The organism is Kitasatospora sp. NPDC059088 (assembly GCF_042738155.1).
Classification (GTDB): domain Bacteria; phylum Actinomycetota; class Actinomycetes; order Streptomycetales; family Streptomycetaceae; genus Kitasatospora.
In genome coordinates, this window is sequence record NZ_JBHYGR010000106.1 from 1 (window position 1) to 10,117 (window position 10,117).

Annotated in this window: 10 protein-coding genes, 1 tRNA gene and 1 pseudogene; 7 read left to right on the forward strand and 5 right to left on the reverse strand. The window is 75.0% G+C overall.

Going from position 1 to position 10,117, the window contains the following annotated elements; translation table 11 throughout:
• Window positions 1-328, forward strand: a pseudogene (locus ACFWXO_RS33835) (RNA helicase); the annotation flags it as partial.
• 221 nt (window positions 329-549) lie between these two features.
• Window positions 550-1,383 carry a TIGR02452 family protein gene (locus ACFWXO_RS33840; RefSeq protein ID WP_380528771.1) on the forward strand — a complete coding sequence of 278 codons (834 nt, stop codon included), beginning with the start codon at window positions 550-552 and terminating at the stop codon, window positions 1,381-1,383.
• A gap of 36 nt (window positions 1,384-1,419) precedes the next feature.
• Here ACFWXO_RS33840 and ACFWXO_RS33845 read toward each other — a convergent pair whose 3' ends face one another.
• Together ACFWXO_RS33845 and ACFWXO_RS33850 are read right to left on the reverse strand one after the other, a co-directional pair.
• Complete coding sequence (locus ACFWXO_RS33845) at window positions 1,420-1,755, reverse strand: hypothetical protein (RefSeq protein ID WP_380528773.1); 336 nt, start codon at window positions 1,753-1,755, stop codon at window positions 1,420-1,422.
• Window positions 1,756-1,863: 108 nt separating this feature from the next.
• On the reverse strand, window positions 1,864-2,958 hold the full coding sequence (locus tag ACFWXO_RS33850) for a hypothetical protein (RefSeq protein ID WP_380528775.1): 1,095 nt from the start codon (window positions 2,956-2,958) through the stop codon (window positions 1,864-1,866).
• A gap of 58 nt (window positions 2,959-3,016) precedes the next feature.
• On the opposite strand from ACFWXO_RS33850, the gene ACFWXO_RS33855 reads away from it, so the two are divergent.
• Window positions 3,017-3,481 carry an RICIN domain-containing protein gene (locus ACFWXO_RS33855; RefSeq protein ID WP_380528777.1) on the forward strand — a complete coding sequence of 155 codons (465 nt, stop codon included), beginning with the start codon at window positions 3,017-3,019 and terminating at the stop codon, window positions 3,479-3,481.
• 33 nt (window positions 3,482-3,514) lie between these two features.
• Here the strand turns inward: ACFWXO_RS33855 and ACFWXO_RS33860 are convergent, their stop codons facing one another.
• The 3 genes from ACFWXO_RS33860 to ACFWXO_RS33870 form a co-directional block, all read right to left on the reverse strand.
• Window positions 3,515-4,210, reverse strand: a complete 696-nt coding sequence (locus ACFWXO_RS33860; RefSeq protein ID WP_380528779.1) for a tyrosine-protein phosphatase — start codon at window positions 4,208-4,210, stop codon at window positions 3,515-3,517.
• Between the two features lie 87 nt (window positions 4,211-4,297).
• A complete protein-coding gene (locus ACFWXO_RS33865; protein ID WP_380528781.1) occupies window positions 4,298-5,059 on the reverse strand; it encodes an SDR family oxidoreductase in 762 nt (253 codons plus the stop codon).
• A 10-nt stretch (window positions 5,060-5,069) separates the two neighbouring features.
• Window positions 5,070-6,287 carry a DNA glycosylase AlkZ-like family protein gene (locus ACFWXO_RS33870; RefSeq protein ID WP_375895171.1) on the reverse strand — a complete coding sequence of 406 codons (1,218 nt, stop codon included), beginning with the start codon at window positions 6,285-6,287 and terminating at the stop codon, window positions 5,070-5,072.
• Window positions 6,288-6,399: 112 nt separating this feature from the next.
• Between ACFWXO_RS33870 and ACFWXO_RS33875 the strand changes: the two genes are divergently transcribed.
• The 4 genes from ACFWXO_RS33875 (at window position 6,400) to ACFWXO_RS33890 (ending at window position 9,986) form a co-directional block, all read left to right on the forward strand.
• On the forward strand, window positions 6,400-7,152 hold the full coding sequence (locus ACFWXO_RS33875) for a DNA polymerase beta superfamily protein (RefSeq protein ID WP_380528783.1): 753 nt from the start codon (window positions 6,400-6,402) through the stop codon (window positions 7,150-7,152).
• A gap of 48 nt (window positions 7,153-7,200) precedes the next feature.
• Window positions 7,201-7,273 (forward strand) — tRNA-Lys (locus ACFWXO_RS33880).
• Between the two features lie 1,008 nt (window positions 7,274-8,281).
• Window positions 8,282-9,049: a BTAD domain-containing putative transcriptional regulator gene (locus tag ACFWXO_RS33885; protein ID WP_375895176.1), complete on the forward strand. Its 768-nt coding sequence runs from the start codon at window positions 8,282-8,284 to the stop codon at window positions 9,047-9,049.
• A 358-nt stretch (window positions 9,050-9,407) separates the two neighbouring features.
• Window positions 9,408-9,986: a flavodoxin family protein gene (locus ACFWXO_RS33890; protein WP_375895178.1), complete on the forward strand. Its 579-nt coding sequence runs from the start codon at window positions 9,408-9,410 to the stop codon at window positions 9,984-9,986.
• The last annotated feature ends 131 nt before the right edge of the window (window positions 9,987-10,117 follow it).

Genomic DNA, 10,117 nt, shown 5'->3' on the forward strand with positions numbered 1-10,117 from the left:
CGGTGACCGCGAGCGTTCCGGTGGCTTCAACCGTGACCGTGACGACCGCGGCGGCCGCTCCGGTGGCTTCGGCGACCGTCCGGCCCGCTCCTTCGGCGACCGCCCGTCCTTCGGCCGGGACCGCGACGAGCGCGGCGGCAGCAACAGCCGTCCGTTCGCGCGCCGTGACGACCACCGCGCCGGTGGCCGTCCGCAGGCCGACCGCGGTGGCTTCAACCGTGACGACCGTGGTGGCCGTTCCGGTGGCTTCGGCGACCGCGAGCGCTCGGGCGGCTTCAACGGCGGCGGCTTCAACCGTGACGACCGCAAGCCGCGCTGGAAGAACTGACCTCGGACGAGGTCCTGCGGCCCGGTCGGTGATCGACCGCCGGCCGGCTGACTGAACCACACACGAAGGGCCCGCTCCGTCCCCCGGAGCGGGCCCTTCGTGTTCCCCCGGTATCCCCCGATACCCCCCACACCTCGCTACTGCTCGCCCCCCGAGGTGTTGTTCTGGAAGTGAGAATAACCTGTGGCGCGCGCTGGGGGTAGTCCCGTAGCGTCACGGACATGAGCAGCAGACTGCACGAAGTGGCACGGGTGAACGAGGAGATCGCCGCACGGGGGAGCTACCGGACGGCCGGGGGCGAACTCGTGCGGGTGGGGGAGCAGTTGGCGGCGGCCCGGGCCGGCACGGTGTCGTACTCCCCGGAGGGGCTGGCGGCACTGCTGGCGGCCGGGGAGCGGGGCCCCGCGGGCGGGCCGGTCGAGGTCACGGCCGAGGGCAGCGTCGAGGCGGCCCGGCGGCTGGTCGCGGCCGGGGCCGGGCCGGTCGGGGTGCTGAACTTCGCCTCCGCGCGCAACCCCGGCGGCGGGTACCTGCGCGGCGCCCGCGCCCAGGAGGAGGACCTGTGCCGCAGCGCGCTGCTGTACAGCTGCCTGCTGGAGGCGCCGGACTACTACGAGGCGCACCGGGCCTCGACGGACCTGCGGTACAGCCACCGGGTCGTCGTCTCGCCCGGCGTGCCGGTGGTCCGGGACGGCGGCGGCGGTCTGCTGGCCCGGCCCTACCCGGTCACCTTCCTGACCTCGCCCGCCCCCAACGCCGGTCAGCTGGAACGGCGTTCGGCCGGTGCGGACGTGCGGGGCGTGCTCGCCGAGCGGGCCGTCCGGGTGCTCGCGGCGGCGGCCCGGCACGAGGTCCGCGCCCTGGTGCTCGGCGCCTGGGGCTGCGGGGTGTTCCGCAACGACCCGGCCCAGGTCGCCGAGGCCTTCGAGGGCGCGCTGGCCCGGTACGGGGGCGCGTTCGAGCGGGTGGTGTTCGCGGTCTGGGACCGTTCGCCGGTCTCGGCCAACCGGGCGGCCTTCGAGGCGCGGTTCGGCCCGGCGGTCGTCCCGTCCTGAACCGGCCCGCGGCTCAGCGCCCGCGCGCGGTGCGGCTCAGCGCTTGCGCGCGGAGAGCAGCGTCGCCGCCGTCGAGGCCGCCGCGACCACCCCGGTGACGGCGAACACGGACGGCCAGGCGCCGATCCGCTTCGCCAGCGGGTGCGAACCGCCGAAGGCCGCCACGTACAGGCCAGTGAGCGCCGCCGCGGTCGCCGTGCCCGAGCTGCGGCGCCACTGCGTGGCCGCGCCGGCGCCGGCCGCCGCCAGCACCGCGCCGCCCAGCTCGCGCCGGCCGCTCCAGCGGGCCACGCCGTAACCGCCGACCAGGCCGCCCGCCGCGGCGGGTGCGGCGGGCGCGGCGGATGCGAGCGCGTTCGGGACCTTCGCCATCGTCGACTCCACTCGTGGGGCTCGTAGGGCTCGTAGGGGACGTGCGTCGGTTTCCGACCCTAACCCGGTGAACGGAGCGGCCCGCCGGGGGCCCGGGGGCCGGGCGGCTCAGCCGAAGGCCGCGGCCGGGGAGGCCCCCGGCACCGTGCGGGCCAGCCGCCGTGCCGCCTCCGCCGGATCGAGCACCCGCTCCAGCCGGAGGTCGCCCGGGACCTCCTGGAGGAAGCGCCCGGCCGACCAGCTGCGCTCGTACGGCAGCGGCTCCAGCACCAGGGTGCGTACGCCGTCCAGCAGCGGGACGTCGCTGGGCGTGCCCTCGTTCCAGAGCCAGGAGCCGTCCGGGGCGACCAGGTTGAAGGCGCCGGTGGCGGTGGGCCGGCGGCCGTCCAGGACCGCCGTCCGGGCCAGCGCCACCACCTCGGGGTCCTGCGGGACGCCGGGCAGGTGGCCGCCGCCGATCAGCACGTCGGCGAGCAGGGTGTGCAGCTGGAAGGTGTCGCTCAGGCCGCTCATCCGCAGCAGGTAGCCGGTGCCGGTGGGGCGGTCGAGGACCAGCAGCGGTTCGTCGTCGAGCACCAGCGCCAGGTGGGTGAGGCCCCTGACGTCGTGGCGCTCGCCGCCGTACCGGTCGAACAGCTCCAGCAGCACCTCGGTGACGCCCGAGGCGCGGGCCTCGGTCCGGACGGACGGGTGCGCGTACACCGCCCAGGCGGCCTGCTGCCACAGGTGCAGCGTCCACCAGGCGACCACGGCCAGGTGGGCGCGCCAGGGGTCGAGGTGCTCCGGGTCCTCGATCCGGGCGTGGGCCTCGGCCGGATCGTCGGCCTCCTGGTCCGGCAGCGGCCCGCCGCCGGTCCGCGCCCAGTGCTCGACCAGCCGCTGGGCACCGGTCAGCGCCCCGCGCAGACCGGCCAGCACCGGGCCCGCGCAGGCCACCGGATCGGCACCGGACTCCACGCAGGCGCCCACCACCATCGCCAGGTGCGCCCGGGGGAACGGCGGCGCGTCCGGCAGCAGGGCGGCCAGCCGGGGGCCTACCGCCCGCCGCTCGGCCGGGTCGGCCGGGCCGAACAGCGCGCCGACCAGGCCCAGGGCCGGGCCGAAGCCCTCGTCGTCGCCGGCCGCGACCACCGCCTCCAGTCCGGCCACCGCCGCCAGGAGGGTGGGCTGCTGACGGGTCGGCGGAACGCTCCGGGTGGACATCCGCCGCAGCATAAGCGGATCACGCCGGGCTGTCAGCCGCGGGTGCGAGACTGCGGCCATGACGGACAGCGCCCCTGACAGCACGGCCGACCGGGCGGTCACCGACGGCCGCTACCGGATCCGCAACGTCGGCAGCGGCCTGCTGCTGGAGGTCGCCGAGGCCTCCCGGCGCAGCGGCGCCCGGATCCGCCTCGGCCCGGCCGACGGCACCGACGCCCAGCTCTGGCTGCTCACCGCCGTCCACCCGGGCGGCGCGCTCTTCCACATCGAGAACGCCGGCAGCGGCAAGCGCCTGGACGTCACCGGTGCCTCCCCGGACGACGGCGTCCCGATCCAGCAGTGGTCGGCCAACGCCTTCGGCGCCCAGGAGTGGCTGCTGGAGGCCCATGTGGACGCACCGGGCACCTACACCGTCACCAGCTTCGTCAGCGGCAAGCCGCGGACCGCCACGGAGGCCGGCGTCCAGCAGTGGGAGGACGCCGACGCCCCGACCCAGTGGTGGCGGTTCGAACGCCAGGACTGACCCCGGGCCGGGGGTCCTGAGCCTGGGCTGCCCTCAGGCCGAGAGGTTGGCCCGGAGGGCGGCGAGCTCGGCCTCGGTGGTGCCGTGGGCGGCGAGGTAGGCCGGGACGGTGCCGTGGTGGGTGCGGATCCAGGCGAGGGAGGAGGCGAGGAGGGCGGCGTCGACCGGGCGGGAGACCCGCTCGGTGCCGGTCTCGTCGACGTACGGGGTGGGGCCGTCCTCCAGGCCCAGGCCGGCGTTGGAGCGCAGGAAGTCGGCGGTGATGTCGGCGTCCGAGGCGCCCAGCAGGGACTGCAGGACGGCGACGGTGAGGCCGGTGCGGTCCTTGCCGACGGCGCAGTGCACGATCACCGGGACGGCCTCCGGGGCGGCCAGCCGGCGGATCACGGCGGCGAGCGAGGGGCCGGCGGTCCCGGGCATGAAGGTGTAGAGCGCGGCCTGGTCCTCGGGCCACGGCCGGGTGAGGTCGCCGCGGTCGGCGGGCAGCGTCGGCAGGTTGAGGGACTCGTGGTCGAGGCCGTGCCGCTGGTCCGGCCAGACCTCCAGCTCGAACGGGCTGCGCAGGTCGATCACCGTCCGCAGGCCGAGCTCCTTGAGCTTCCGGGCGCCCTCCTCGGTGAGCGTGTGGAGGGAGCCGGAGCGGTAGAGGACGCCCCGGCGCAGGGCGCCGATCCCGCCCGCGTCACGGAAGTTGCGCACACCGGGGATGTCGATGAAGGCAGCGGTCATGGCCCCCACGGTACGGGCGCGGACGGAGCGGGGGGAAGGAAACCGGAGAGGACCGTTCGCCGAATCCCCGCCCCCGGGCCGGGGCCGTCAGCGCCCGCCGGAGACCTCCAGGAACGCCCCCGTGGTGTACGAGGCGGCCGGGGAGAGCAGGAACAGGATCGCCTCGGCGACCTCCTCCGGCTCCCCGCCGCGCCGCATCGGCAGGCCCGGGGCGACCCGGTCGACCCGGCCCGGTTCGCCGCCGAGCGCGTGGATGCCGGTGTGGATCAGGCCCGGGCGCACGCAGTTGACCCGGATGCCCTCGGCCGCGACCTCCAGCGCCAGGCCGCGGGTCATCGAGTCCACCGCGCCCTTGGCCGCCGCGTAGTCGACGTACTCGTTCGGCGAGCCGATCCGGGAGGCGGCCGAGCCGACGTTGACGATCGCGCCGCCGCGCCCGCCGTGCCGGGTGGACATCCGGCGGACGGCCTGGGCCGCGCACAGGAACGGGCCGGTGATGTTCGCCGTCCAGATCCGGTTCAGCCGCTCCTCGTCGATGTCCTCCAGCCGGCACTGCCGCTCCAGTGTGCCCGCGTTGTTCACCAGCGCGGTGAGCGGGCCGAGTTCGGCGTCCACGGTGGCGAACAGCCGCTCCACCTCGGCGCTGCGGCCGACGTCCGCCCGGACGGCGATCGCGGTGCCGCCGTCGGCCCGGACGGCGTCCACCACGGCGGCGGCCGAGGCCTCGTCCGCCCGGTAGTTGACGCACACCCGGTAGCCGCGGCGGGCGGCCAGCAGGGCGGTGGCGGCGCCGATGCCGCGGCCGGCGCCGGTGACGAGCAGGACTCCGTCGGTGCTGGTGGTCGACATGGGCCGTACGCTACCCGGCCGGCCACCCCCGCGCGGCGGCCGCCCGCAGCGCGGCGACCTTGGGCGCGCGGCTCCTCGGCGAGTCGAGGCCGAACCCGCGGGCGTCGCCCAACTCGTCCCGGACGTACGCCTCGGTGCGGGCCACCGCGGCGCGCAGCGCGTCGTCCGGCGGGACGAAGGACTGGTGGACGATCTCGGCCCGCTCGGTGTCGTACTCCCACAGGCCGACGATCCGGCCGCGGTCCAGCACCAGGTGGGTCTGCGGGTCGGCCTCGCCGCCGAAGGTGCGCCCGGCCCGGCCGGCGGGCAGCGGGCGGGCGGCGTCGGCGGGGTCGAGCAGCCGGGACAGGTCGCGGTGCAGCAGGTGGATGCCGTCGATGCCGGCCAGCAGGGTGTAGTGCGGCTCGGCCGGCCGCTCGAACCCGGCGAACTCCTCGGCGAGTTCGGGCGGCAGCAGCAGTTCGGAGCCGGGGGCGAGCGGCACCGGGCCGGCCTCGGCGACGGCCCGGCGGGCGGTGGCCGCGGAGAAGCCGGAGAACCAGCGGAAGTGCCCGAGGGTGGCCGGCCCGGCCCAGGAGAAGTAGCGGCGGGCGAGGTCCACGGCGTCCCCCGCGACCGGCTGGTCCCAGCCGACGTAGCCGTAACGCTGTTGGTCCAGGCGGCCGTTGACGGGCACCCGGCGGATCCGGCCGCGCGACTGCAGCAGTCCGAGGGCGAGCGGCAGGGTGGTGGCCAGGCCGCGTTTGCGGCCCGCCTCGCCGAGCGGCCGGACGGCGTCGCCGACCGCCTCCCGGATCGTGGTCGGGTCCAGCGGCCCGCCGTCGGAGAGCGCCCGCTCGATGGCCAGGCAGAGCTGCTCCACCTCGTCCCGGCCGACCCCCAGGTGCTTCGCCGCGGCCGCCAGTTCGCCCTCCGGGGCGGCCGCGCCGACCGCCAGCCCGAGCGTGAAGTCGGCGGCCGGCAGCAGGTACGTACAGCCGCGGGCGGACGGCAGCTCGTGCACCGCCAGGTCGGCCACCGCCGCGTCCACGGCCGCCCGGCCCAGCCCGGCCCGGGCGAACAGGCCCAGGTACGGGGCCGCGCCGCCGACCGAGCGGGCCCAGCCGGTCGCGGCCAGCACCTCGGCGGCGGACGCCCCGGGGTGCGGGCGGTCCAGCCACTGCCGGTGCGACCACCAGGCCCGCAGCTTCTCGACGCCGACGGCTTCCGGGCGGGGATCGTGCTCCATGGGGCCAGTATCGGCGGCCGGGCGGGCCCCGGACCGGAAATCGCTCGCCCGGCGCGGCCCGTTCCGGAGAGGATGCGGTACCCGGCAGAACCGGTGATCGAGAGGAGGACGCATGACCGACACACCCGGCACCGTGCTGCTCTCCGGCATCGTCGGCTCCACCGCCTACGGCTTCGCCCACGCCGGCTCCGACGTCGACCGGCTGGGGCTGTTCGCCGTCCCCACCGAGGAGTTGCACGGCCTGCACCGCCCGGCCGAGTCGCACGTCACCACCGGGCCGGACGTCACCCTGCACGAGGCCGCCAAGTGGTGCCGCCTGGCGCTGTCCTGCAACCCGACCGCCTCCGAACTCGTCTGGCTGCCCGAGGACCTGTACGAGAGCGCCACCCCGCTCGGCCGGGAGCTGGTCGGGATCCGGTCGTCCTTCCTCAGTGCCCCCGCCGTCCGCCGGGCCTATCTCGGGTACGCGGACCAGCAGTTCCGCAAGCTGCTGACCCGTGACACCACCGACCCGGCCACCCGTCGGCGGGCCGCCAAGCACGCCCGGCACCTCGTCCGGCTGGTCGAGCAGGCCGTCCGGCTGCACCGCACCGGCCGGAACCTGATCCGGCTGCCCGACCCCGAGCGCGTCCGCGAGCTCGGCGAACGCATCGCCGACCGCCCCGCCACCGCCGAACAGCTGCTCGCCGAGGCCGCGGACCGGCTCGCCGGCCCCGGCGTCCTGCCCGGGGCCCCCGACCCCCGCCCCGCCGAGGCCTGGCTGCGCCGCGTCCGCGCCGCCCACTACGCGCCGCCCCGGGACGCGCCCCCGGCACCCGGCGCGCCCACCCAATCCACTGGCGGAGCCCTGGGGCCCACCGGGTAGGATCACCGTGGCCCTCTCCACCCGGGACTCCCCGGGGCGCGGGGCCGCGGGCCACTAGCTCAATTGGCAGAGCTGCGGACTTTTAATCCGTAGGTTCAGGGTTCGAGCCCCTGGTGGCCCACCGTTCGGACCCGGGGAGGATGCCATCCGACCTGGGTCTTCTTCATTCCCCCGGCGCGATCGCCGCAATTCCTGACCGTGTGCAGCCAGCGGTGCGACCGCGCTGCGGCGGTGTCGTGACCGTGCCGCGGCCGCGACTGCGGGCCGATGACAAACGGACGTTGACGCGACATCAGTTCAAAGGTCGCGCATTCGGATGTGAACATGCCGGGAAAACACCCTCGCGGCGCGGCCCGAACCGGTGTGCGGTGGTCCGTGACGCGAGGCCAATCAGCTGATGTGAATGGGAAGTTCGGCGACCCTCGCCGTCGGTCGGCGAATACCGTCCGTACCCGTCCGGGAGGGGCGCGAAGGAGTGCGGAGGGGGCGCCCGAGCAGCCGGAACGGACGTTCGGGCGGGTCGGCGCAGAGAGCGTGGACGGCCGGTTGTCGAGCCCCCGGATCTTGTGACGTTGGTCACGCCGGAGCGCGCGAATCGGAGGGGGGGTTCGGCCGGATCCGCGGGGTGGTGTACGTACGGTGACCGGGGAGGGGTGGGGAATCCGGGGGTCGGGGCGCCCGCCCCGGAGGTGTGGAGGGGTCCTCAGCACGGCTGATGCCGACGGGGCGGAATCGACGGGGCGAGCGACGGGCCGGGTGGAATTGCGGTGGGTAGTCGTGGCGATATCCGGAACCCGTCCCTCTATTTTTTCTCGATTGCGGTGAATCGGGCGATATAGCAGGGATGTGTGCTTCGAGTGGCATGCTGGTACGGGGGAAGGACGCGCCGGAGTGAGGGTCTAGGAATTGGCGTCGCGTCGGTTAATATGCCAATCAGTGGTCATCATCGAAAAATGACCGACGGCCGGGGTCGGCGGACTCGGCATCCTCTTGCGGCGGTGATTGAACCGACTTAGGGCAACGAGCCGTTCAGTCGCCGCGTAATCGACACCTGGCAGCTCACGGGGGGGACATGCTGGAAATCGCTTTTCTCGGGCCGACGGTAATTCGGTTGAATGGTGAATCAATCTTGCCCAGTGCGGGGAAGCCGCGTCAGCTGTTGACGCTGCTCGCCCTGCGGGCCGATCGTGCCGTCCAGGTCCCGACGCTCATGGCCGAGATCTGGGACGAGTCCATCCCGCGCAGCGCCGCCACGACGCTGCAGACGTACATCCTCCAGCTGCGCCGCAGGATCGCCCAGGCGCTCGGGGAGGGCGAGGAGCGGGCGGCCGGGAGTGCCAAGGACGTGCTGGCCACCCGCTTCGGCAGCTACCAGCTCACCTGTCCGGTCGAGAGCAGCGACCTCAGGGAGTTCGACCGGCTGGCGGCCCGGGGCCGCGACGCGATGGAGCGGAGCGATCCGCGGACGGCGTCGGCCGAACTGGCCTCGGCGCTCGTGCTGTGGCGCGGACCGGCCTTCGCGGACGTGACGGTCGGGCGCTCGCTCGAAATGGAGACGCTGCGGCTGGAGGAGGCGTTCCTCCAGGTCCAGGCGCTGCGGATCGAGGCGGACCTCCAGCTCGGACGGCACTCCGAGCTGATCGGCGAGCTCCGGATGCTCACCGCGCAGCACCCCATGGACGAGGGCTTCTGCGCCCAGTTCATGACCGCGCTCTACCGCTCGGGCGGGGCCTGGCGGGCCCTGGAGGCCTACCAGCGGCTGCGCCGGACGCTGGACGCCGAACTCGGCGTCGAGCCGTCACCGCGGCTCCAGCGGCTGCACCTCGCGGTGCTGCGCAACGAGCCGCTGCGGGACGCGCCCGGCGTGGGCGCGGTGCCGATGCGCCGCGCGGGCTAGCCGACCGCGGCGCAGCGGCGGCAGGGCGGGACACGGCAGGGCGGGACACGGCGGGGCGGGACACGGCAGGGCAGGACACGGCAGGGCGGATCGGCGTCGGGTAGCGGCCGATCCGCGGGCCGGGCCCGCACGGGGCCGCGAAGCCGACGTCGGAGAAACGGGAGCCCGGGACGGCCGAACGGCCGGCCCGGGTTCCGGCCGTTCGCCCCGAACGGCCGGCTGCGGCGGAAATGCGTCAATCCTTTCGGGTAGGTCGGACCGGACCAAAGGCTAGTACCCACTCCTCCATCGGACTGCGAGGCTATTCCGGGCGCCGCCGAAAAGGGCGGGCCGAGGTGTGAATGGTGGAGGAGCGGATATGACTGACGGCTCGATTTCCGTTGCGATTGCGTACCACAGTGGTTACGGGCACACCCAGCGGCTGGCCGAGGCGGTCCGGGAGGGTGCGGCGGGTGTGTCGGGCGTGACGGCGGAATTGATTTCGCTGGAGGAACTCGGCGACGAGGCGTGGCAGAAGCTGGACGCGGCCGACGCGATCATCTTCGGCTCGCCGACCTACATGGGCTCCGCCAGCGGGAAGTTCCACGCCTTCGCGCAGGAGAGCAGCGGTCGCTGGTACGCCCAGACCTGGAAGGACAAGATCGCCGCCGGCTTCACCACCTCCGGTGCGCTGAGCGGCGACAAGCTGCACACCCTCCAGTACTTCACGCTGCTCGCGGCCCAGCACGGCATGCACTGGGTCAACCTCGACCTGCTGCCCGGCAACGGCGACGACGAGCTGAACCGGATCGGCGGCTGGCTCGGTGTGATGGCGCGCTGCCCGGGTGACGCGGGGCCGGAGGAGCTGCCCAAGTCCGACCTGCTGACCGGTGCCCACCTCGGGCAGCGCGTCGCCGAGCACGCCGCGCTCCTGCGCCGGGCACGTACCGCCGGCTGATCCGGTCGCAGGCGCGTCGGCCGGACCCCCTGAGCCGGCCGGACGCGGTGGTGGGGGCCGGGCGGGGCGGGCGGCCGCGGCGCCCCGCCCCCGCCCGCACCCCCCCCCCCCCCGCCGCGCGGGGCCGCCCC